The organism is Rhodococcus sp. NPDC003383 (genome assembly GCF_053589115.1).
On sequence record NZ_JBSFRG010000053.1, the window covers coordinates 1 to 22,475 of the forward strand.

Annotated in this window: 22 protein-coding genes; 12 read left to right on the plus strand and 10 right to left on the minus strand. The window is 70.2% G+C overall.

Annotated features, from left to right (window positions below; all coding sequences use genetic code 11):
- Window positions 1–160: 160 nt before the first annotated feature.
- The 3 genes from ACWDTS_RS27600 to ACWDTS_RS27610 are packed head-to-tail and all read right to left on the minus strand — an operon-like array spanning window position 161 to window position 3,230.
- The gene (locus ACWDTS_RS27600) at window positions 161–952 is read right to left on the minus strand and encodes an FAD:protein FMN transferase (RefSeq protein ID WP_197255400.1); all 792 of its coding nucleotides are present in this window, start codon (window positions 950–952) and stop codon (window positions 161–163) included.
- 53 nt (window positions 953–1,005) lie between these two features.
- Window positions 1,006–2,634, minus strand: coding sequence for an acyl-CoA dehydrogenase family protein (locus ACWDTS_RS27605; RefSeq protein ID WP_450119422.1), 1,629 nt, complete (start codon window positions 2,632–2,634; stop codon window positions 1,006–1,008).
- The gene (locus ACWDTS_RS27610) at window positions 2,631–3,230 is read right to left on the minus strand and encodes a TetR/AcrR family transcriptional regulator (protein ID WP_450119423.1); all 600 of its coding nucleotides are present in this window, start codon (window positions 3,228–3,230) and stop codon (window positions 2,631–2,633) included. Before ACWDTS_RS27610 ends, ACWDTS_RS27605 begins: the two co-directional genes overlap by 4 nt.
- A gap of 58 nt (window positions 3,231–3,288) precedes the next feature.
- On the opposite strand from ACWDTS_RS27610, the gene ACWDTS_RS27615 reads away from it, so the two are divergent.
- Window positions 3,289–4,512, plus strand: coding sequence for a hypothetical protein (locus tag ACWDTS_RS27615; RefSeq protein ID WP_450119424.1), 1,224 nt, complete (start codon window positions 3,289–3,291; stop codon window positions 4,510–4,512).
- Window positions 4,513–4,567: 55 nt separating this feature from the next.
- Window positions 4,568–6,097 (plus strand): carboxylesterase/lipase family protein, encoded by a 1,530-nt coding sequence (locus ACWDTS_RS27620; RefSeq protein ID WP_450119425.1) that lies wholly within the window; start codon window positions 4,568–4,570, stop codon window positions 6,095–6,097.
- Window positions 6,098–6,101: 4 nt separating this feature from the next.
- Here ACWDTS_RS27620 and ACWDTS_RS27625 read toward each other — a convergent pair whose 3' ends face one another.
- Genes ACWDTS_RS27625 through ACWDTS_RS27635 form a run of 3 tightly spaced genes read right to left on the minus strand, consistent with a single transcriptional unit; the run spans window position 6,102 to window position 7,750 of the window.
- Entirely contained in the window at window positions 6,102–6,428 is a 327-nt protein-coding gene (locus tag ACWDTS_RS27625; protein WP_420751283.1) for a cupin domain-containing protein, read from the minus strand.
- 33 nt (window positions 6,429–6,461) lie between these two features.
- Complete coding sequence (locus ACWDTS_RS27630; RefSeq protein WP_450119426.1) at window positions 6,462–6,953, minus strand: dihydrofolate reductase; 492 nt, start codon at window positions 6,951–6,953, stop codon at window positions 6,462–6,464.
- Window positions 6,950–7,750 (minus strand): thymidylate synthase, encoded by an 801-nt coding sequence (locus tag ACWDTS_RS27635; protein WP_197250504.1) that lies wholly within the window; start codon window positions 7,748–7,750, stop codon window positions 6,950–6,952. The genes ACWDTS_RS27630 and ACWDTS_RS27635 overlap by 4 nt, the downstream gene beginning before the upstream one ends.
- An 88-nt stretch (window positions 7,751–7,838) precedes the next feature.
- Here ACWDTS_RS27635 and ACWDTS_RS27640 point away from each other — a divergent pair, with 88 nt between their 5' ends.
- Genes ACWDTS_RS27640 through ACWDTS_RS27655 form a run of 4 tightly spaced genes read left to right on the plus strand, consistent with a single transcriptional unit; the run spans window position 7,839 to window position 12,142 of the window.
- Window positions 7,839–8,705 (plus strand): Fpg/Nei family DNA glycosylase, encoded by an 867-nt coding sequence (locus ACWDTS_RS27640; RefSeq protein ID WP_450119427.1) that lies wholly within the window; start codon window positions 7,839–7,841, stop codon window positions 8,703–8,705.
- A 10-nt stretch (window positions 8,706–8,715) separates the two neighbouring features.
- Complete coding sequence (locus tag ACWDTS_RS27645) at window positions 8,716–9,786, plus strand: tellurite resistance/C4-dicarboxylate transporter family protein (protein ID WP_420751287.1); 1,071 nt, start codon at window positions 8,716–8,718, stop codon at window positions 9,784–9,786.
- Between the two features lie 56 nt (window positions 9,787–9,842).
- Window positions 9,843–10,487 (plus strand): alpha/beta hydrolase family protein, encoded by a 645-nt coding sequence (locus tag ACWDTS_RS27650; protein WP_450119428.1) that lies wholly within the window; start codon window positions 9,843–9,845, stop codon window positions 10,485–10,487.
- Window positions 10,484–12,142: a sensor histidine kinase gene (locus tag ACWDTS_RS27655; RefSeq protein WP_248675787.1), complete on the plus strand. Its 1,659-nt coding sequence runs from the start codon at window positions 10,484–10,486 to the stop codon at window positions 12,140–12,142. Before ACWDTS_RS27650 ends, ACWDTS_RS27655 begins: the two co-directional genes overlap by 4 nt.
- Before the next feature lie 28 nt (window positions 12,143–12,170).
- Here ACWDTS_RS27655 and ACWDTS_RS27660 read toward each other — a convergent pair whose 3' ends face one another.
- Complete coding sequence (locus ACWDTS_RS27660; protein ID WP_197250507.1) at window positions 12,171–12,818, minus strand: response regulator transcription factor; 648 nt, start codon at window positions 12,816–12,818, stop codon at window positions 12,171–12,173.
- A 184-nt stretch (window positions 12,819–13,002) separates the two neighbouring features.
- Between ACWDTS_RS27660 and ACWDTS_RS27665 the strand changes: the two genes are divergently transcribed.
- Genes ACWDTS_RS27665 through ACWDTS_RS27675 form a run of 3 tightly spaced genes read left to right on the plus strand, consistent with a single transcriptional unit; the run spans window position 13,003 to window position 15,145 of the window.
- Complete coding sequence (locus ACWDTS_RS27665; RefSeq protein ID WP_197250508.1) at window positions 13,003–13,926, plus strand: nitroreductase family protein; 924 nt, start codon at window positions 13,003–13,005, stop codon at window positions 13,924–13,926.
- 23 nt (window positions 13,927–13,949) lie between these two features.
- Window positions 13,950–14,897 carry an acyl-ACP desaturase gene (locus tag ACWDTS_RS27670; protein ID WP_197250509.1) on the plus strand — a complete coding sequence of 316 codons (948 nt, stop codon included), beginning with the start codon at window positions 13,950–13,952 and terminating at the stop codon, window positions 14,895–14,897.
- On the plus strand, window positions 14,894–15,145 hold the full coding sequence (locus ACWDTS_RS27675) for a hypothetical protein (RefSeq protein ID WP_248675786.1): 252 nt from the start codon (window positions 14,894–14,896) through the stop codon (window positions 15,143–15,145). Before ACWDTS_RS27670 ends, ACWDTS_RS27675 begins: the two co-directional genes overlap by 4 nt.
- 63 nt (window positions 15,146–15,208) lie before the next feature.
- On the opposite strand, the gene ACWDTS_RS27680 is transcribed toward ACWDTS_RS27675, so the two are convergent.
- The 3 genes from ACWDTS_RS27680 to ACWDTS_RS27690 all read right to left on the minus strand — a co-directional run bounded on the left by ACWDTS_RS27680 (window position 15,209) and on the right by ACWDTS_RS27690 (window position 18,162).
- Window positions 15,209–16,114, minus strand: a complete 906-nt coding sequence (locus ACWDTS_RS27680; protein WP_197250510.1) for a universal stress protein — start codon at window positions 16,112–16,114, stop codon at window positions 15,209–15,211.
- A 36-nt stretch (window positions 16,115–16,150) separates the two neighbouring features.
- Window positions 16,151–17,191 (minus strand): LLM class F420-dependent oxidoreductase, encoded by a 1,041-nt coding sequence (locus ACWDTS_RS27685; protein ID WP_197250511.1) that lies wholly within the window; start codon window positions 17,189–17,191, stop codon window positions 16,151–16,153.
- A gap of 80 nt (window positions 17,192–17,271) precedes the next feature.
- The gene (locus ACWDTS_RS27690; protein ID WP_450109271.1) at window positions 17,272–18,162 is read right to left on the minus strand and encodes a universal stress protein; all 891 of its coding nucleotides are present in this window, start codon (window positions 18,160–18,162) and stop codon (window positions 17,272–17,274) included.
- A gap of 182 nt (window positions 18,163–18,344) precedes the next feature.
- Between ACWDTS_RS27690 and ACWDTS_RS27695 the strand changes: the two genes are divergently transcribed.
- The 3 genes from ACWDTS_RS27695 to ACWDTS_RS27705 all read left to right on the plus strand — a co-directional run bounded on the left by ACWDTS_RS27695 (window position 18,345) and on the right by ACWDTS_RS27705 (window position 22,390).
- Window positions 18,345–18,785 carry an RrF2 family transcriptional regulator gene (locus tag ACWDTS_RS27695; protein ID WP_197250512.1) on the plus strand — a complete coding sequence of 147 codons (441 nt, stop codon included), beginning with the start codon at window positions 18,345–18,347 and terminating at the stop codon, window positions 18,783–18,785.
- A gap of 55 nt (window positions 18,786–18,840) precedes the next feature.
- Complete coding sequence (locus ACWDTS_RS27700; RefSeq protein WP_450109270.1) at window positions 18,841–20,064, plus strand: globin domain-containing protein; 1,224 nt, start codon at window positions 18,841–18,843, stop codon at window positions 20,062–20,064.
- A gap of 73 nt (window positions 20,065–20,137) precedes the next feature.
- Entirely contained in the window at window positions 20,138–22,390 is a 2,253-nt protein-coding gene (locus tag ACWDTS_RS27705) for a M28 family peptidase (protein ID WP_450119429.1), read from the plus strand.
- The last annotated feature ends 85 nt before the right edge of the window (window positions 22,391–22,475 follow it).

Genomic DNA, 22,475 nt, shown 5'->3' on the forward strand with positions numbered 1-22,475 from the left:
GGTAGCAGTCCGTCCGATCGGGATGTCGATCATCTCTGTGTCCGTTCCCCGCGTTGGTTGCCGGGTGTCTCACGACCATCCTGGCAACCAACGTGCAGGAGGAGCGGATTCCGAAGCGGTGGGCGAATTCGACTGCCGGGCGATAACGACGCCACGACCGTCAGGCGGCCCGGGGATTCGACCACGCGGCGGTGGTGTGGGTGTGGCCGCTCTCGTCGATCAGGCGGGCCGGCATACCGTACTGCTCGAGCCAGCGCATCGCCCCGAGGCCTCGGCGCAGGGCGGTCGCACAGGCCGCGTCCGCCCACACCGCGTCCGCGGCGATGACGGTGACCTCGCGCCACAGCGAATCCCGGGAGTCCCCCGCCGTGCGCGTCGACATCGCGGCACCGGCCGGGAGTTCGACGGTTCCGCCCCCGGGCAGGTCGATCTGCCAGCCGCCGGCCGGGCAGTTGCCGGCGGTGGCCATCGTTTCGCCCATCCGCACCAGGACTCCGCATTCGAGGTCGCGGGCCACCGCGGCGGCGGCCCGGTCGACGGTGTCGGCCTTCGCGGTCTCGCTGATGTCCAGGCTCACCCCGTACGGGGTGAGGACGGTCTCGCCGTCGAGTTGCACGTCGAGGTAGGTGGGCAGCGGGTGGATCGGCGCCGTGGAGGCCTCGTCGAGGTCGGCGTCGTCGGCCGACAGCGGATCGACGACGCCGTCGGTCATCCGGGCCGCCCACAACGCCGAGCGCAGCAGCACCGACAGCCGGGGGCTGACCTGCACCGGGATGCCCTGCGCGAGGTTGACGGCGTGGATCTCGGCGTCGCCGCGCTGCGGATTGCAGGCCGCTTCGGACTCGATGACGATGTCCCGCACGAGCCGCTCGGCGTCGCGCAACGCATCGTACTCGGTCACGGCCAGCGTGACTCGTTCCCCCCACCCCCGCCATCTGCTGAATCTGATCATGACGGGCTCCACGCACGTTCGATTCGGTGACGATGCCTACCAGTATGCCCCGGTCACAGTCTGGCCAGAATCCCAGCGGTGTCGACCCCGGTCGGCAGGGTGCCCAGCGCGATGCCCCAGTCGTGGTCGAGGCGGCTCGCGCAGAACGCATCGGCGACGGCCGGATGCCCGTGCCGCACCAGTTGCGCACCCTGCAGGACCAGGGCCATGAGTTCGACGACCCGCCGGGCCCGGTATTCGACGTTCTCGAGGTCGGCGAGTTCCTTGCCGACCCGGGAGATCGCGTCGTCGAGCCGGCGATCGGCGCCCTCGGCGAGCCGGGCCTCGGCGAAGAACGCCTCGACGGTGTCGGGTTGCTTGATCATGGCGCGCAGCGCATCGAGCGCGGCGACGTTGCCGGATCCCTCCCAGATCGACATGAGCGGCGACTCCCGGAACAGCCGGGGCATGCCCGACTCCTCCGCGTAGCCGTTGCCGCCGAGGCATTCGAGGGCCTCGGCGGCGTGCGCCGGTGCCCGCTTGCACACCCAGTACTTGGTGACGGCGAGTGCGATGCGTCGCAGCGCAGCCTCCTGCGGGTCGCCCGAGGCGCGGTCGGTGGCGCCGGCCAGCCGCATCATCATCGTCGTCGCCGCCTCGGATTCGACGACGAGATCGGCGAGCACGTTCCGCATGAGCGGCTGGTCGATCAGCAATGCGCCGAACGCTTTCCGGTGACGCGCGTGGTGCACCGCGCGCAGCGCGGCCATCCGCATGCCCATCGACGAACCGATGACGCAGTCGAGCCGGGTCATGTTGACCATCTCGATGATGGTCGCGACACCGCGCCCCTCGGGTCCGACGAGCCAGCCGGTCGCACCCTGGTATTCGATCTCCGAGGACGCGTTGGACTTGTTGCCGAGCTTGTCCTTGAGCCGCTGGATGTGGATGCGGTTGCGGGTGCCGTCGGGCAGCACGCGCGGCAACAGGAAACAGCTCGGTCCGTGTTCGGTCTGCGCGAGAGTCAGGAACAGATCCGACATCGGGGCCGAGGTGAACCACTTGTGTCCGATGATCGTGTGGCTGCCGTCGGCGTTCGGTGTCGCGGTGGTGGTGTTGGCGCGCACGTCGGAGCCGCCCTGCTTCTCCGTCATGGACATGCCCGCGATCAGCCCGCGCTTCGAACTCGGTTCGCGCAGGCCGAAGTCGTAGTGGGGTGCCGCGAGCAGCGGTTCGTAGCGTTCGGCGAGTTCGGGGTTGTGCCGCAGCGCGGGGATCGCCGCGTAGGTCATCGAGATCGGGCACATGTGCCCGGCGTCGGCCTGTCCCCACGTGTAGAACTTCGCGGCGCGGGCGACGTGGGCGCCCGGCCGCGGGTCACGCCAAGGCGCGCCGTGCAGTCCGTGTTCGACGGCGACGGTCATCAGGTCGTGCCAGTGCGGGTGGAACTCGACCTCGTCGATGCGGTTGCCGTACCGGTCGTGGGTGTGCAGGACGGGCGGGTACTCGTTGGCGAGACGGCCCCAGTCCTGGGCGCGGGCGCCGCCGGCGAGGACGCCGAGGGCGCGCACCTCGTCCTCGGCCCAGGCGGCGCCTTCACGGCGCAGTCCCTCGAGCAGCGACGCGTCGTCGGCGGCGTCGTAGGGCACGAGGTCGGGGACCTGGTTGAACACCTCGTGGGTGGGCGGGAAGGTCGGGGTCATCGTGGAACTCCCAATGCTCGGAGGGCGAATGCGGTGAGGTCGGGGACGGTGCCGGCCGCGGCGGCACCGATGTGCAGGGGGTCGGTGAGCACCTCGCCGACCGCACCGACGAGGGCGGCCGCGGCGAGGCCGGCGTCCTGCTCGGGGAACTCGCCGGTGCCGATGCCGAACCCGATCGCGTCGGCGAACGCGGCCGCGAACGCGCGGCGCAGCACGAGTCGTTCCGCGTCGAGCGCCGCGTCGACCGGTTCGGCGAGCAGGGTGTAGGCGAGCCGGGGATTGCGCAGCGCCCGCTGCGCGAAGGTCTCGACGATCGCGGCGACCTTCCCGGTGCCGGACCCGGCGGCGGAGGCCGCGGTGGTCACGGCCTCGACCTCGCGAGTGCACAGGTCGCGGAAGATCCGGACCATCAGCTCGGACTTGTCGGTGTAGTGACGGTAGACGGTGCCGGTGGCGACGCCGGCGCGTTCGGCGACGGCGGCGATGGACAGCGCGCGGTAGCCGTGCTCGGAGAGCAACGCGACCGCGGCGGCTGCGATCGCGGCGCGACGGTCTTCGAGGCGCTGCTCGACGGCAGCGGTCCGGCGGTAGGCCACGCAAGAATTGAACCTCAGTTCATCTCTTCGGTCAACGGTCGGCGCTACGGTCGAGGGTGTGAACCGGCTCAGCGTGGTGGACGAGATCTTCCTGCACCGGCACCGAGGATTCGGCCTGCCGGTGGTCATGCAGGGGCTGTGGCGCAGCGACGACACCGTCGACCTGCCGCTGTTGATCTCCCTGCACGACGCCCTCGCCGGCGGTCCGCTCGGCCGGCGGGTCGTGCGATCCCGCGTGCCCGGCGCACGCCCCCGATTCGAACCGAGTGTCGAATCGCGGCCGCTGCACTACCCGACCGCCCCGATCCCCGACGACGGCATCCTCGCGTGGGCGGACGCCCAGGCCGAGGTCGACGTCGACCCGGAGCGGCACCCGGGCTGGGCCCTGACGGCCGCTCCCCTCGCCGGCGGCGGCACCGTCGTCTCGCTCGTGTGCTCCCACGTGCTGGTCGACGCCCGCGGCCTGCTCGACGCCGTCACCGACGCACTCGCCGGCACGGTCGAAGCACCGAGCGCCGAGCGCACGTCGGATGTCCGCGATGCGGTGAACCTGATTCGCCGGGTCGGTCGCGGCCTGCGCGGGGTGCGCTACTCCCCTGCCTCCGGCAACGGCCCGGCGCCCCGGCCGGTCACCGCCAGGCCGGTCACGGCACTGCTCGACATCGACGCCGCACGATGGGACCGGGCGGCCGAGGCCGACGGCGGCACCCCCAATACGTTGTTCCTCGCCGTCGGCGCGGGCATCGCCCGTCGCGCCGGGGTGCCCTCACCCGTGCGGATCGCGGTGCCGGTGGACTCCCGCAACGCCGGGACCGCCGCGAACGGCGTGACGACCACCGAGGTCGTCGTCGGGCCGGCGGACAGCCCCGCGCAGCTCCGCGAGGCCGCACGCGAGGCGTACCGGCGACCGCCCGAAGGCGCTCCCCACGGCATCCCCGACGAGATCCTGCAACTCGTCCCCGACCGGCTGGCCGCGCGGCTCGCGGCGGGTGCCGGCGAGCGAGACGTGTTGTGTTCCAACATCGGACCGATCCCCGAGAGCCTCACGACGTTCGGACCGCACCGCACCGTGGGTTTCGCCGCACGGGCGATGCACCCCGGCCTGCCCGCACCCCGGGCAACCACGTCGACACATCTGTCGGCATACCTGTGCAGGCTCGGCGGGCACTACACGCTCTCGCTCGTCGCGCTCGACACCGATCGGTTCCCGGACGCGGCGACCCTGCGCGTGTACGCCGATGCCGAACTCGCGGATCGCGGCCTCGAGGCCCGGCCCTGGTGACCGTGGGACGGCGAACACGGGCAGCTGTGACGGCCCGTCACGTACAGTTGCGCTCATGACGCCCGAGACCCTCGTCACACTCGCCGACGGCGCGGTCCGCGGCAGCCGCGTCGGCGACCTCCTGTCCTGGCGGGGCATCCCGTACGCGCAGCCGCCGGTCGGCCCGCTGCGGCTGCGGGCGCCGCAGCCGGTGCAGCCGTGGACCGGGGAACTCGACGCGACGCGCTTCGGCAATGCGGCGTGCCAGGCCCCGAGAGGCGCCTTCACCGGCAGCCGGGAACGCCTGGCGATCAGCGAGGACTGCCTGACCCTCAATGTCATCGCTCCCGCCGCCCGGTCGGCGACGCCGCGCCCGGTGATGGTGTTCGTGCACGGCGGTGCCTACACGCTCGGCACGAGTGCACTGTCGCTCTACGGCGGACAGTCACTGGTGCGCCGCGGCGACGTGGTCTACGTGTCGCTCAACTACCGGCTCGGCAGCCTCGGCTACCTCGATCTCTCGTCGTTCTCGACCCCGGCCCGGCAATTCGACTCCAATCTGGGGCTGCGCGACCAGGTGGCCGCCCTCGAATGGGTGCAGCGCAACATCGCCGCGTTCGGCGGCGACCCCGGCAACGTGACCGTCTTCGGCGAGTCCGCGGGCGGCAACGCGGTCACCACTCTGCTGGCGACCCCCGCCGCGCGCGGCCTGTTCGCGCAGGCGATCGCGCAGAGTTCCGCACCGAATCTCGTCGTCGAGGCGCCGCGTGCCGCCGAGTGGGCCGCGCGTTTCGTCGAGCTGCTCGGCGCCGACCCGGATTCCGCGGCGACCGCGCTCGATGCCGCGTCGCCCGCCGAACTCGGCCGCGCCGGGAACCGGTTGTCCCGGGAGACGCTGCACGCCTCCCCCGGCCTGCACGTGTTCGGTCCGGTGGTCGACGGCGACTTCCTGCCCACCCACCCCCTCGAAGCGTACGAATCGGGTGCGGCGCACCGGGTTCCGCTGATCATCGGCACCAACGACCGGGAAGGTGCCCTGTTCCCGCGTTTCCTCGACGCATTGCCGACGAACCCGGACCGCATCGACCGGATGTTCGCGCTCACCGACGAAGCGGCCCGCGACCGCGTGGTGTCGGCCTATCCCGGTTATCCGGGCGAACGTGCCGCGGTCGATCTCGGCGGCGACCTCACCTTCTGGTACCCGTCGATCCAGATCGCGCAGGCTCATTCGCGGTTCGCGCCCACCTACAGCTATCGCTTCGACTTCGCGCCCCGGCTGGCGCGCGTGTCCGGGTTCGATGCGACGCACGCGGTGGAACTGCTGTCGGTGTTCGACCAGGTGGACACCCCGCTGGGCCGGGCGTACACGGCGCTCGGGGGTCGCCGCGGGCTGCGTCTGGTCAGCGACGCCGTGCAACGGCAGTGGCTGCACTTCGCACGGCACGGTGAGCCGTTGCCGTCGTGGCCGCAGTACGACGAGCGGGACCGCGCGACGACGATCTTCGACGTGCCGACTCGGGTGGAACACGATCCGCGGCGTGAACGCCGGCTCGCCTGGGAGGGCTACGCGGGCTACCGCGCTCCCGGACAGCCCGTGTCCCCCTAGCGGATCACTTCGCCACGGTCAGCAGGAACGCCACGTCCTCGAGGGCGGCCACGCTGTGCCGCGTCTGGGGAATCACGAGGAAATCCCCGGCCGACCCCTTCCAGGACTGGTCCCCCGCGATCAGCGACAACTGCCCGGACAGGACCTGGATGGTCGCTTCCCCGGGGCTGTCGTGTTCGCCGAGTTCGTGTCCGGCGAGCAGCGCGATCACCGTCTGCCGAAGGTGCTTGGTGTGACCGCCGAGCACGGTCTGCGAACTGCGCCCGTTGCTCGACGACGCCGCGAGTTTGAGCTGCTGCCGGGCCATGGCGGTGAGGGAGAGCTTGTCCATGTTCGCAGTATGGCCCACCCCGCGGGCGCGGTCTCAGGTTCGCGAGTACCCGACCCAGCGGAACCGGACGCCGGAACGGGACTGCTGCCATTCGCACTGTTCGGTGATCGTCCACCCGGGTCCGATCTCGGGGGCGACGGCGTCACCGTCCACGTCGAGATCGATCTCGGTGACCAGCAGCCGCGTCGCGTGCGGCATGGCCTGCGCGTAGATCTGGCCGCCACCGATGACGGCGGCGTCGGTTCCGTCGACGAGGCCCAGTGCCGCCTCGACGCTGCCGGCGACCTCTGCTCCGTCGGCGGTCCAGTCGGGGTTGCGGGTGACGACGATGTTGCGCCGGCCCGGCAGCGGCCGGAACTTCGCAGGCAGCGAATCCCAGGTGAGCCGTCCCATGACGACGGGCAACCCCATCGTGGCTTCCTTGAAGAACGCCATGTCCTCCGGGATGTGCCACGGGATCGTCCCGTCCCGTCCGATGACGCCGCCGCGGGCCTGGGCCCAGATCAGGGTCAGCGCCCCGGTCACACCGCCACCGGCGCCTTGATCGCGGGATGGTGCCGGTAGCCGACGACCTCGACGTCCTCGAACTCGTAGTCGAACAGCGAATCCCGGCGGTTCAGCTTCAGCGTCGGGTACTCGTAGGCCTCGCGCCCGAGCTGCTCGGTGACCTGCTCGATGTGGTTGTCGTAGATGTGGCAGTCGCCGCCGGTCCAGATGAACTCGCCGACCTCGAGGCCGGTCTGCTGCGCCACCATGTGGGTGAGCAGCGCGTAGCTGGCGATGTTGAACGGCACGCCGAGGAACAGGTCGGCGCTGCGCTGGTAGAGCTGGCAGCTGAGCTTGCCGTCGGCGACGTAGAACTGGAAGAACGCGTGGCACGGCATCAGCGCCATGTCGTCGAGGTCGGCGACGTTCCAGGCGGAGACGATCATGCGCCGCGAATCCGGGTTGTTGCGGATCGTCTCGAGGACCTGGCTGATCTGGTCGATGTGTTCGCCGCTCGGGGTCGGCCAGGACCGCCACTGCACGCCGTAGACGGGTCCGAGCTCGCCGTCGGCGTCGGCCCATTCGTCCCAGATGGTGACGCCGTGCTCCTGCAGCCATCGCACGTTCGAGTCGCCGCGCAGGAACCACAGCAGCTCGTACACGATGGACTTGAGGTGGACCTTCTTCGTGGTGATCAGCGGGAATCCCTGTGCGAGGTCGAAGCGCATCTGATGCCCGAACAGGCTGCGCGTCCCGGTCCCGGTGCGGTCGGCCTTCGGGGTGCCCGTCTCGAGGACGAGGCGCAACAGGTCTTCGTACGGGGTCGGCACAGTCACGCCGGCAAGTTTACGGCTTCCCCGCGGTGTGCCCTTGTGGCGGCTGGAGCCGCCACAAATAGACACGGGCAGCCGTAGGCTGCACCCTATGCCCGAACTGCCCGAGGGGGAGGCACTGGCCGGGTTCCTGCGGGAGCACGCGGTCGGCTCGGTCGTGGGCCGCATCGACGTCGCGTCGATCAGCGTGCTGCAGACCGCCGACCCGCCGATCACGGCCCTGCAGGGCCGCGACATCACCGGCGCGCGCCGCTTCGGCAAGTTCCTGTGCCTCGACTGCGGCGACCTCTCGCTCGTCACCCACCTGTCGCGAGCCGGGTGGCTGCGCTGGATCGACGACCCGTCGCCCACACCACCGCGCCCCGGCAAGGGACCGCTCGCGCTCCGCATCCACCTGTTCACCCCCGACGCGACGACCCCCGCCGTCGACCTCACCGAGGCCGGCACCCGCAAGCGGCTGGCCGTCTGGGTCGTCGAGGACCCCCACAAGGTGCCCGGCATCGCACGGCTCGGACCGGACGCGCTCGACGTCACCGCCGACGACCTCGCGAGACTGCTGCGCGGCAGCACGTCGCGGCTCAAGACCGTGCTCGTCGACCAGTCCGTCCTCGCCGGGATCGGCAACGCCTACTCCGACGAGATCCTGCACACTGCACGCCTGTCGCCCTTCGCGACCGCGGGCCGCCTCACCGAGGACCGGATCCACGCCCTGCACGACGCGATGCGCGCGACCCTCACCGACGCGGTCGCGCGGTCGGTCGGACAGGACGCCGCGCGCCTGAAGGGCGAGAAACGGTCCGGGATGCGGGTGCACGCGCGTACGGGCCTGCCGTGCCCGGTGTGTGGCGACACCGTCCGCCAGGTCGAGTATTCGGAACGGTCCTTCCAGTACTGCCCGACCTGTCAGACCGGCGGCAAGATCCTCGCGGACCGGAAACTGTCCCGGTTACTGAAGTAGCTTGCACGAGGTGGACATCTCGACTCGGATGCGCGACTCGGTCCGCGCGCTCTCGCCCGGTTACTTCGCGTTCGTCATGGCCGCCGGCATCGTCTCGATCGGGCTGCACCTGCAGGGCCACTCGGTGGCGTCGACGGCCGTACTGGTCGTCGCGGCCGCCGGGTACGCGGTGCTGGTGGTGCTGTCGCTGTGGCGGCTGATCGTGTTCCGGCACGAGATGCGCGCAGACCTGGCCGACTCGGGCCGCGCGTTCGGGTTCTTCACCTTCATCGCGGGCAGCAACGTCCTCGGAATCCGCCTGATCACCGAGGGCTGGCATTCGACCGCGGCGGTGCTGCTCGTCGTCGCCGCCGTCACCTGGCTGGTGCTCGGCTACGTGATTCCGTGGACGGCGGTCCTCGGCACCACCCAGCGCCCGGTGCTCGCGAAGGCCAACGGCACCTGGTTCGTCTGGGTGGTCGCGAGCGAATCCGTCGCGATCGCCGCGGCCACCCTGCAACCGGTGTACCGCGATTTCGAACGGCTGCTCGCGGCGGTGGCCGTCTTCACGTGGGGCGTCGGCCTGTTCCTCTACGCCGCGGCCGGCATCTTCGTGGCGGCACGACTCCTGCAGTATCCGCTGCGCCCGACCGAACTGACGGCCCCCTACTGGGTGTCGATGGGCGCGTGCTCGATCACCGTGGTGGCCGGCTCCCGCATCGTGGAGATGGCCGACGCACCCATGGTCGAGGCCACCCGCGGACTGATCGCCGGCCTGGCCGTCGTGATCTGGGCATTCGCGACCTGGCTCTTCCCGCCGCTGATCGCGGCGGGCTGGTGGCGTCACCGCACCCACCGGGTTCCGCTGACCTACGACTCGTCGCTGTGGTCGATCGTGTTCCCGCTCGGTATGTACGCGGTCGCCGGGATCTACCTCGGGCGCGCCGACGAGCTGCCCCTCGTCGGCATGGTCGGTGCCGTCGAACTATGGGTCGCGGTCGTTGCCTGGGTCCTGGTGTTCGCGGGGATGCTGCACCGGGTCTGGACGAGGGTGCTGCGCGACCCCACCCGCACCTCCGGAGCCGCCGACACCGGGACGTGATCGACGACGGTGACATCGCCCGAGTCCGTTTTGGGCGGACGGCTACGGTATCGGGTGTGAGCGTCGAACTCGTGGACACCGAGACGGTGCGCGGCAGCCTGCATGTTCCCGAGGGCCCGCCGCGCGGCGCGGTCGCGTTGACCCACGGCGCCGGCGGCAGCAGCGACGCCGCGATCCTGCAGCGTGTGTGCGACCGTTTCGCCGCGCACGGGTTCCTCGCGTTGCGGTACGACCTGCCGTTCCGCCGGCGCAATCCCAAGGGGCCGCCGCAGCCGTCGCGCGCGGCCGAGGACCGTGCCGGGGTCGCCGCGGCCGCGGCCGCACTGCGGGACCGCACCGACGGTCCGCTGCTGCTCGGCGGTGTCTCCTACGGGGGACGGCAGACGTCGATGCTCGTCGCGGAGCAGCCGGAGATCGCCGACGCGCTGATGCTGCTGTCGTATCCGCTGCATCCGCCGGGCAAGCCCGAGAAGGCCCGCACCGAGCACCTGCCGGACGTCGCGGTGCCCACGGTGTTCGTCCACGGCGCCCGCGACCCGTTCGGGACCGTCGACGAACTGCTAGAGGCATCCACGCTGATCCCGGCGGCGACCGCGCTCGTCGAGGTGCCTGCCGCCGGTCACGACCTGAGCCGCGCGAAAACCGACCCGTCCGGTGAGGCGGTCGCCGCGGTGCTGAAACTGCTCGAGGAGACACTGTGAGCGAGGCAACCGACTCGGCCATCGACAGCCTGCTGTCCGAACTGCGCGGCAGGCTCGACGACGCCGACACCGACCCGGCGATGCTGCGCGGCCTGCTCGAGGCCGTGCTGGTGGTGGGGTCGGGTCTCGAACTCGATTCGATGCTGCAGCGCATCGTGCAGACCGCGGTATCGCTGCTCGATGCCCGCTACGGTGCGCTCGGGGTCCGCGCCGCGGACGGTGGCCTGTCCGAATTCGTGTACGAGGGAATCAATCCCACCGAGCGCAGCCGGATGGGTCACCTGCCGGAGGGCCGCGGTCTCCTCGGGTTGCTCATCAACGACCCGAAACCGGTGCGGCTGGGGGACCTGTCCACGCACCCCGCCTCGGTCGGGTTCCCACCGAACCATCCACCGATGAAGAGCTTCCTCGGCACGCCGATCATGATCCGCGGCAAGGTGTTCGGCAGCATCTACCTCACCGAGAAGCTGGACGCTCCGGCGTTCACCGAGGAGGACGAGGTCATCATCAAGGTCCTCGCGACCTCGGCGGGCATGGCCGTCGAAAACGCCCGGCTGTTCGAGGGTTCGGTCACCCGCGGACGCTGGCTGGCCGCGATGGCTTCGATCAACGCGCGTCTGCTCGTCGGCGGGTCGGTCGACGAAACGCTCGGGTCGCTCACCGGTCAGGTCCGCGACCTCGCACGCGGCGCCGGTGCTTTCGTCGTCCTGGTGGACGGCTCGCACGGCACTGTGCGCGCCGCGTCACCCGCCGCACCGGCGACCGGGCCGGTCCTCATCGATCTCACCGATTCGCCTGTGCTGGAAGCTCTTCGATCGCGGCGCCCGGTGCGCACCGAGACTCTGGAGGGGTTGCCGTCGGCGGGTGCGGGCACCGCGGGGAGCGCGGTGGTGCTGCCGTTGTCGGCGACCTCCCCCGTCACCGGTGTGCTGATCGTGACGCGCGCGCCCGGCACCGACCCGTGGGACAGCGAGGACGTCGCGCACCTCGAATCGATGGCGAATCTCGCCGCGGTGGCACTCGAGTTCGCCGAGCAGCAACGCAAGAAGCGGCTGCTCGACGTCCTCGCCGATCGCGATCGGATCGCACAGGACCTGCACGACAACGTGATTCAGCGCCTGTTCGCCACAGGCATGAGCCTGCAGAGCGCGATGGTGCCCGGTGCCGATCCCCAGCGGGTCTCGGAAGTGGTCCAGCATGCGGTGGAACAGCTGGACCGGACCGTACGCGAGATCCGGACCACGATCTTCGATCTGCACACCACGGGCGCGGCGGCATCGACGAGTCTGCGCCGGCGACTGCTCGACGCGGTCGGCGACCTGAGCATCCACTCGTCCGTCGCCCCGAACGTGCAGTTCGTCGGTCCGATCGACACCCTCGTCCCCGACCGGATCCACCCGCACGCCGAGGCGGTGCTGCGGGAGGGGCTGAGCAACGCGCTGCGGCATTCGCAGTCCGACAAGATCACCGTCTCGGTGACCGCCGGCGAGTCGTTCTCCATCGAGATCGTCGACAACGGAACGGGTTTGCCGGCGACCCCGCATCGCAGCGGGCTGGCGAATCTGGAACGCCGCGCCGAGCAGTGCGCGGGCGAGTGCAGCATCGGACCCGGCCCGGACGGCGGCACCCGCGTGCTGTGGACGGTGCCGCTCTGACCGGACCGCCACGGCAGGGCCGGCACGGTCAGGCGGGACCGTTCCCGCGTTCCTTGCGCAGTTCGGTCGCCAGCACCGCGGCCTGCGTGCGTCGCTGCATGCCCAGTTTCGACAGCAGCCGCGAGACGTAGTTCTTGATCGTCTTCTCCGCCAGGAACAGCCGCTCCGCGATCTCGCGGTTGGTCAGGCCCTCACCGATCAGTTCGAAGACGGCCCGTTCCTGCTCGGACAGCTCGGCCAGCGGATCGGCGGTCCGGGAGGCGCGGATGCGGTCCATGAGCGCGGCGGTGGCGCGGCTGTCGAGCAGCGACCCGCCTTCCCCGACCGTCCGGATCGCCGAGACCAGATCGGTGCCCAGGATCTGCTTGAGCACGAACCCGGACGCGCCCGCCATGATCGCGTCGAACAGCGCTTCGTCGTCCGCGAAGGACGTGAGCATCAGGGCCCGCAGTTCCGGCATCCGCGCCCGCAGCTCACGGCACAACTCGACGCCGTTGCCGTCCGGCAGGCGCACATCGAGCACCGCCACCTCCGCACCGCTGCCGGGGATGCGCGCCAGCGCCTCCCCCACCGACGCCGCCTCACCGACGACGGTGAAATCCGGCACGCTGCTGAGCAGGTCGACCAGACCACGCCGGACGATTTCGTGATCGTCGACGAGAAACACGCGAGGCATCGGAGCCACCTTCCTTTCACACGGTCGGGTCCATCGTCCCAGTTCGGTGCAACCGTGGCGACGTCGGGCCGTTCGACGACTGTTTCGGGACCTTCGCCCGCTGCGCGCAGCACCTGCGGTGGGTGATCCTCGTGGAAACATCCCGTGACCTGCGTGAGGTGCCCGACGAGACGAGGAGTTCGACATGGCCGTCCCGAGCGACACCTGGACCACCGGAGACACCGAGATCATCGCGCGCGCCGTCATCGAGGCACCGTCGATCCACGACACCCAGCCCTGGAACCTCCGCCTGCCGGGCCGTTCCGCTGAACTCGACGAGCGGCTCGAGTTCGCCGAGCCGGGTCTCGATCCGCTGCGGCCGGACCGGTTGATCTCGTGCGGTACGGCACTGGCCAACCTCGAACTGGGTATCCGCGTCCTGGGCTGGCGCACTCGCACCACGCTCCTGCCGGACCCGGAACGACCCGAGTTGATCGCGCGGGTCGACGCCGTGGAGGTGCATCCCCCGTCGGGTTCCGACCTGCGCTTCTACGCCGCGATCTCGCATCGCCGCAGTCATCGTGAATCGTTCGCGCGGATTCCCGTGGCGGCTGAGACCCTCGCGGACGTGATGGCCGCGGTCGCCGAGGTACCCGGTGTGCAGGTGCGGTTGCTGGCGTCCGACGAGGCGCCGGTCCTGGCCGACACGCTGACCTACTCGGCGGAGGAGGTCCGCCGCAACCCGCACTACCAGCGCGAGATGTTCTCGTGGACATCGCACTGGCAGCCCGAGGGCAGCGCGGAGGTCGTCACCGACTGGGACGCCGGCCTGGACGTGGGCGGCGCCGCCGGCAAGGCGCTGGTCACCACCGGTATTCCCAACACCACCGCTCTCGCCGAGGCGATCGACCGGGAGTCGGTGCTGGTGTTCACCACCGCCACGTCGGAGCCGCTCGATCTGATCCGGGTGGGGATCGCGACCGAACGAGCCTGGCTGGCCGCGGTCGATGCCAGGCTCTCGGCGTCGGTGCTCACCCACCCCCTGCGCGTCGAGGACTCGGCGGCGCGGTTCGCCGAGCGGCTCTCCCTGCCGGGATTGCCGCAACTGATCATGCGCATCGGATACTGACACCGAGACGAGGGATTCGCACTGTGACAAGACGACTCACGGACATCGAACTGCTCCGCGAACTCGAACCGGTCGCCGAGGAGAACGTCAACCGGCACCTGGCGATGGCGAAGGACTGGCATCCGCACGACTTCGTCCCCTGGGACGACGGCCGGAACTTCGCGGCGCTGGGCGGCGTCGACTGGGATCCGGAGCAGTCCTCGCTCAGCGAGACGGCGAAGGCCGCGATGATCACGAATCTGCTCACCGAGGACAACCTGCCGTCGTACCACCGCGAGATCGCCGAGCATTTCGGTTTCGACGGGGCGTGGGGCACGTGGGTGGGGCGGTGGACCGCCGAGGAGAACAAGCACTCGATCGTCATGCGCGACTATCTGGTGGTCACCCGCGGGGTCGATCCGGTGGCGCTCGAGAACGCGCGGATGGAGCACATGACGAACGGGTTCGCGCCCGGCGCCACGTCGATGCTCGATTCGGTGTCGTACGTGACCTTCCAGGAACTGGCCACCCGCGTATCCCACCGCAACACCGGCAAGGCCTGCGGCGATCCGATCGCGGACCGGATGCTCGCACGAGTGGCCGCGGACGAGAACCTGCACATGATGTTCTACCGCAACATCGTCGAAGGGGCGCTCGACGTCGCACCCGATCAGACCCTCGAGGCGGTCGTGCGGATTCTCACCAACTTCCGGATGCCGGGCGCGTCGATGGCGGGCTTCCGGCGCAACGCCGTGCTCATCGCCAAGGGCGGCATCTACGACCTGCGTCAGCATCTCGACGACGTCGTGCAGCCGGTGCTGCGCAAGTGGCGGATCTTCGAACGCACCGACTTCGGTGCGCGCGGTGAGGATCTGCGCGAGCAGCTCGACCGGTTCCTGGTGGACCTCGAGGCACAGGCGGTGCGGTTCGAGGAGTCCCGCGACCGCGCACTCGCCCGACAGTCCAAGCGCGAAGAGAAGGTCGACGCGTGAGCGCCCCGACCGAGAAGCCGGCGGACGAGCTGTTCCACGCGGTCCTGGAGATGGCACGAAACGCCAAGCAGCAGAACACATCCGGCTGGCTGCGCGCCCGCTACGCGACCGAACACGCGGAGGACGCCGCGTATCTGACGTCGCTGATGCTGGGGGTTCTCATCGAGAACGACGCGATCCGCCGCGGGGTGCACCCGGCGGACGTGTGGGCACAACTCCGCGAGCGGGGAATCGACGAGTTCGGCTGAGCCGAAGCCGAATCCCCACCGGCGGGTGGCGGCTCGGCCCCGGTGGGACCGAACCGCCACCCGTTACGGCGCGTCGTACGGGCGCACCACGATGACCGGGCAGTCCGCGGTCTGGATCAGCGCGTTGCTGGTCGAACCGAGCAGCAGGCCCTTGAATCCCCCGCGACCACGGGTGCCGACGACGAGAAGCTGTGCGGTCTCGGCGTATTCGCTCAGGACCCGCACCGGCCGGTCCCGCGCGACCACCCGTTCCACCACGACGTCCGGGTAGCGTTCCCGGAACCCGGCGAGGCGCTCGGCGAGCACCACTTCCTCCCCGGTCTGGATGGTGCTCCACTGCGGATCCTCGGGCACCGCACCGAGCGACGGCTGGACGCTGACGTCGCTCCACACGTTGACGGCGACGAGGGTCGCTCGTCGTGCCGCGGCCTCCTCGAACGCGACCTCGACGGCCGCCTCGCAGGATTCGGAGCCGTCGACACCGACGACGACCGGCCCCTCTGCGGGCGGTGCACCGTCGAGGGTGCGCCCGCGCACCACCGCGACCGGTGCGTGCGAATGCGCGGCGACCGCAAGCGTCACCGAACCGACGAGCAGGCCCTTCACCTCACCGAGACCGCGCGACCCGAGAACGAGCTGCCGGGCGTGGGCGGACAGGTCGACGAGGGTCTGCGCGACCTTCCCCTCGACCTGGGCGGTGGTCACCTCGAGAGGACGGCCGATCTCCTCGGCGGTCTGCCGCGCCAGGACGGCCGAGCTGTCCAGCCGGGCCCGCGCGGTGTCCTTCATCTCCTGGTGGAAACTCTGCGCCAGGTAGGGCTCGGAGTAGTAGAACGACGGCACGTGCACGACGGTGACGATGTGCAACGGCAGGCCACGGGCCGCGGCGGTGCGCGCCGCCCAGATCACGGCGGTGGTAGCCGCTTCCGACCCGTCGACGGCCACGACGATCGGCTTGGGATCGCTCATCTGTGTCCTCTTCTCGATGTTGACGCGGTGGGTCTGTCAGTCGCAGATTGCCCGGAGCTGCTCGATCAGGCGGATCCGGCCGGCGCTGTCGGCGGCGAGCGGGGTCACCGACAGGGTGGTGACGCCGGATTCGGCGAATGCGGCGACGCGTTCGCGGACATAGCCTTCCGGTCCGATGAGCGAGACGGCGCGCACCAGATCGTCGGGAACCGCGGCGGCCGCTTCCTGCTTCTTGCCGGCCAGGTAGAGGTCCTGGATGATTTCGGCTTCCTTCGCGTAGCCGTAGCGGACGGCGAGGTCGTTGTAGAAGTTCTTGCCCTTGGCGCCCATGCCGCCGATGTACAGCGCGAGGTGCGGCTTGATCCACTCGAGCATGTGGTCGACGTCCTCGCCGATGGCCAGCGCCGGGGTGGTGTAGATCTGGAGGTCACCGAGCGACGGGTCGCGCTTGGCCTTGCCCTTCGCGAGGGCGTCGCCCCAGACGTCGGCGGCCTTCTCCGGGTAGTAGAAGATCGGCTCCCAGCCCTCGGCGATCTCGGCGGTCATCGCGACGTTCTTCGGGCCGAGCGATGCGATGACGATCGGGATGCGTTCCCGCACCGGCTGATTGATGATCTTCAGCGGCTTGCCCAGGCCGGTGCCGCGGTCGGCGGGCAGCGGGATCTGGTAGTACCGGCCCTGGTGCTGGACCTTCTCGCGGCGCCACACCTGCCGGCAGATGTCGACGATCTCGCGGGTGCGTCCGAGCGGCGCGTCGTAGGGGACGCCGTGGAAGCCCTCGATGACCTGCGGACCGGAGGCGCCGATACCCATGACGAAGCGGCCGTCGGAGACGAAGTCGAGACCGGCCGCCGTCATCGCGGTCAGGCTCGGGGTCCGGGTGTACAGCTGGAAGATGCCGGACGCCAGCTCGACCCGCGTGGTCTTCGCGGCGAGATAGCCGAGCTGGCTGACCGCGTCGAACGAGTACGCCTCCGGGACGAAGACGATGTCGAGACCGGCCCGCTCCAGGTCTGCGACCTCGGCGGCCGTCTCGGCGAATCCGCCGCTGTAGTTCAATCCCATCCCGATGCGCATGCATCTTCCCCAATCGTGCGGCGCCCGGAAGGGCACTCGTCGAAACCGTGCACCCGAACCCTACCGTCAGCACTTCGGGCTTACGCGGGACGCACCACCATCACCGGGCAGTGCGCTTCCCGGATCAGACCGTTGCCGGTGGAGCCGAGCAGCAGGCCGGTGAAGCCACCGCGGCCGCGGCTGCCGACGACGACGAGCTGCGCCTTTTCGCTCCACGCCTGCAGGTGCAGGCGCGGCCCGTCGAGGTACACCTCGCGGTGCACGACCACGTCCGGGTACCGCTCGCAGTAGCCGCTGAGGCGTTCGGCGAGCAGCACCTGCTCGCTGTCCTCGAACGCCCGCGGGTCGAGCAGCTCGGCCCGGTCGGCCCCGGAGAAGGTGCCCACCTTGACGTCGCTCCAGACGTGGACGGCGACGAGCGGGACCCCGCGCTGCGAGGCTTCCTCGAACGCGGCGGCGACGGCGCGCTCGCTGATCGGGCTGCCGTCCACTCCGACGACGACGGGCGCGGTCGGGTCGGGCTCGTCACCGCGCACCACCACCACGGGGCAGTGCCCGTGGCTCGCGACCACGATCGGGGTGGATCCGAGCAGGGCCTGCCCGATCCGCCCGCTGCCGGACGCGCCCAGCACGATCATGCGGGCCCGGGCGGACTCCTCGACGAACCAGTGCGCCCCACCGGCCGGCACGAGCGTGGTCTCGATCCGCACGTCCGGCGCGACCTCGCGAGCGACGGCCGCGGCGTCGGACAGCATGACCCGCCCGTCCTCCTCGGCCCATTCGAAGACCTTCGCGGACTCGACGTACGGCGCCCCGGCGTAGCCGGTCGGCGAGAAGTCGATGACGTGGACTATGCGGAGCACGAGGTCGCGAGCCGCCGCGGTCGCGGCGGCCCAGCGGACCGCTGCTGTCGATGCGGCCGATCCGTCCACACCGACGACCACCTGATTGTTGCCTTCTGGAAGCGTCACGATCCGAGGCTAACCCGCCGCCTCGGGCTCGGGTACGGACTTTGGTCCCACCGGGATCGGGCCCGGACTTCTCTGGCGGCAGCACTAGCGGATCGGCACGATGGATACATCGGAATCTTCGATTCTGCGATCCGGGTCACATTAAATTGTCATAACGGATGCAAATTATCTAGTCTGTGTCCATGCAACTCACCCAGTTCACCGATCTCGGACTGCGAGTTGTCATGCACCTGGCAGCCACCGCGGCGGACAGCCTGCCCAGCACCAAAAATGTTGCCGAGCAACTGAATCTGTCCTACGCACACACCACCAAGGTGGTTGCCCGCCTGAGCGAGCTCGGTGTCGTCACCACCCGTCGCGGCCGCGGCGGTGGCCTGACCATCACCGAACTCGGCCGGTCCGCCTCCATCGGATGGCTGGCTCGGCAACTCGAAGGCGACGACGAAGTCGTCGACTGCGAGGGAGGGAAACCGTGCCCGCTGCGGTCCGGTTGCAGCCTTCGCAAGGCGTTGCGCGACGCGCAGGAAGCGTTCTACGCCGCACTCGACTCCGTCACCATCGCGGATCTTGCTACGGCGCAACAGAATCCTGTGCTGCTGCAGCTCACCCGTCCTGCAGTCTGAACAGCCCACAAGTACGACCGCGTTCCCCGGAACCCCTCAAGAACGGAGCCCAACGATGCCGCTCTCACCCGAATCCAAGGAAGTGATCCAGGCGACGCTGCCCGCCGTGGGCGCCGCCATCGGTGACATCACCCCCTTGTTCTACAAGAAGATGTTCGCCGCACATCCCGAACTCGAACGCGACCTGTTCAACCGCGGCAACCAGAAGCAGGGTGAGCAGCAGAAGGCACTGGCCGGCTCCATCGCGGCGTTCGCGACGCTGCAGCTCGATCCCGATCCGGCCCGTGTCGAGACGATCCTGTCCCGCATCGCCCACAAGCACGCCTCGCTCGGCATCAAGCCCGAGGAGTACTGGATCGTGCACAAGCACCTCTTCGAGGCGATCGTCGAAATCCTCGGCGAGGCAGTTACTCCCGAGGTAGCCGCAGCGTGGGACGAGGTGTACTGGCTGATGGCCAACACCCTGATCAAGATGGAGGACGACCTCTACAAGGCCGCCGGTGTGGCTCCCGGTGACGTGTGGCGCAACGTGCGTGTCGCCGAACGTGTCTACCAGTCCGCGGACACCGTCTCCTTCGTCCTCACTTCACTCGACGGCGCTCCCCTTCCGGGATTCCGTGCCGGACAGTACCTTTCGGTCGGCGTCAAGCTTCCCGACGGCGCCCGTCAGATCCGCCAGTACAGCTTGTCGAGCGCGCCGTCGCAGGGGGACTGGCGCATCACCGTCAAGCGTGTGCTCGCGCACCCCACCGAGGACGGCACCGTCGCCCCCGCCGGCGAGGTCTCGAACTACCTGTTCGAGAACGTCTTCGAGGGAGACGAGCTTCAGGTGACCACGCCCTTCGGCGACCTGGTTCTCACCGAGAACGACGCGCCGCTGTTCCTCGCGTCGGCCGGCATCGGCTGCACCCCGATGATCGGCATGCTCTCGCATCTCGCGGAAACCGGTGACGCCCGCCGGGTCTCGGTGCTGCACGCAGACCGGTCCGTCGCGAACCACGCGCACCGCCAGGAGCTGGCGACGCTCGTCGAACGCATCCCCGGAGCCGAGGTACACCGCTGGTACGAGGATCTCGGTGCCCGTCAGCCGCTCGCGACGGTCCGCCTCGGTCGTGCCGAGCTGAGCGACCTGCCGCTCGATCCCGACACCCAGGCCTACCTGTGCGGTCCGCTGCCGTTCATGCTGTCGATGCGCGAGGCCCTGATCGAGCGCAACGTCCCGGCCGAGAACATCCACTACGAGGTCTTCGGTCCGGACAGCTGGTCGCCCGCTTCCTGACGCTCCACCTGCTACAGCCGTACCCCCGGTCCAGTGCCCGGGGGTACGGCTGTTCCTCCGCTACGCTCCCAGCATGGATCGCCTGCCGAACGTGCTGGGCCTGCTCGTCGTTCTCCTCGTCGGGGTCGCCGCGACGGTCGTCCCCGATCCCGCCGCCCCGCTCGGCGCCGACGCTCCGCCCGACCGGTTCAGCGCGGCGCGCGCGGCCGAACACATCGACGTCGTGGCCGCCGAACCGCGACCGCTCGCGTCACCCGACCACACCGCGGCGCGCGACTACCTGCTGCGCGTCCTCGAGGACCTCGGCTGGGACACCACCGTGCAGGAGGGCACCGGCTGGTTCTCGCCGACCGATTCCCACACCCGGCGCGGCGCCCGGCTGAGCAACGTCGTCGCGACGCTGCCCGGCACGGATCCCACCGGAACCGTCGTGCTGGCCGCGCACTACGACACCGTGACCGCCTCCCCCGGCGCCTCCGACGACGGCATCGGGGTCGGCACCGTCCTCGAGACGGCCCGCGCCCTGGCCGACGGCGAGCGTCCCCGCAACAACGTCGTGGTTCTGGTCACCGACGGTGAGGAACGGGGCCTGCTGGGCGCCCAGCTGTTCACGACGCAGCCGCCCCCGTTTCCGGGCCCGATGGTGGTGCTCAACCACGAGGCTCGGGGCAATGCCGGGATGCCGCTGACGTTCCGGATCTCCTCCCCCAATGCGGATCTGGTCCGCATCCTGGCGCAGGCACCGGACGCACTGGCCGACTCGTTCACGCAGACGGCGTTCGAGGCGTTGCCCAACGACACCGACTTCCGCCGATTCGACGAGGCGGGCCTCCACGGCTACGACACCGCGATCGCCGGGGGCAGCGCCTACTACCACACCCCGCTCGACACACCCGATCGCCTGAGCCGGTCGTCGCTGCAGCAGATGGGCGACGTCGCACTCGCCACCGCGCTCACCCTGGGGGCGACCGATCTGACCGCGCTCGGCGGGGGCACCGACATCGTCGCCACCACGCCGTGGGGCCTGCTGTACTACCCGCGGTGGATGGAGGTGGCGCTGACCCTCGTGCTCGCCGTCGCGGTCGCGGTGCTCGCGGTGGTCCGGATCCGCCGCCGCGACGCCTCCGCCGGACGGATCGGTGGGGCGACCGGGGTCGCGCTGGTCGCGGCGGTCGCGGCGGGGGGCGCTGCGTACCTGCCGTGGTGGCTGTCGCAGCGCGTCGTCCCCGGTCTCGGTTCCGTCCCGATCAGCGAGCCCTACCGGACCGGCTTCTATCAACTCGCCGCGGTCGTCGCCGCCGTCGGTGTGCTCACCACCGCATACGTGGCGGTGCGCCGGCGATTCGGTGCGCCGGCCTTCGCGGTCGGGGCGCTGGTGGTCGTCACCCTCGTGGCGCTCGCCGCCCTGCCGTTCATGGGGATCGCGAGCCCGCTGGTGCTGCCCGCGCTCCCCGCCGTCCTCGGGGTGCTCGTCGCCGAGGCGATTCCGCAGCGGTCGACGTGGTGGCGGACCGTCGCGGTGGTCGCCGGACTCCTACCGGCCGCCCTCGTCACCGTCCCGGCGGTGCTCGCCTCGTTCGACGCCGGCCTGATGTTCGGAGCGCCGCTCGCCGGCGCGTTCGTCGCGGTGCTGTTCGCACTTCTGCTGCCGCTGACGGGCCCGCTCCTGCCGGACCAGGGCGCCGTGCCGATCGCGGTGCTCACCGTGTTCGCGGTCGTCGGGTGCACGCTGCTCGGCGGCTACACCAACCGCGCCGGCGCGACCGCACCGCGCCAGGAGGAGGTGTTCTACTCTCTCGACGCCGATCACGGTGAGGCGGTATGGGCGTCGCCGGATCGGCCGCGCTCCGACTGGAGCGCCGAGCTGCTCACCCAGTCCCCCACCCCGTTGCCCGACTATTTCCCTTGGCGCCCGGGAACTTCGCTGGCTCACGGTCCCGCACCGATCGCCCCGCTCGAGCCGCCGAGGGTCGACGTTCTGGACGATGCGCAGGTCGACGGCGGCCGCGTGCTGCAATTGCGTCTGTCCTCCCCGCGCGGCGCTGCCACCCTGGGTTTGTGGGTCGAGGGCGCGACGGTGCGAGAGGCGATCGTCGACGGCGCGGCCGTCGAGCCGGGTGCCGACTTCGGATTCCTGTACACCACCGAGAACCCGGAGGGCATCGAGGTGCGCCTGGATCTCGAAACCACCGGCCCCGCAGACGAAGTCGAGGTCCGCGTCGCCGACCTGTCCGGTGATCTCGCGGTCGTTCCCGGGTACACCCCACCCGACGGGAAGGTCGTCGTCGGACCCATCGTCGCTGTCACCCGCACCGTGGTGCGCTGACGCGCCGGTGTGCCTTTGTGGCGGTGGGGGCGCGCCAAAAGGGAACACCGGGGAGAGACGGGCGCGAAAAATAGAGCGAAAGGCG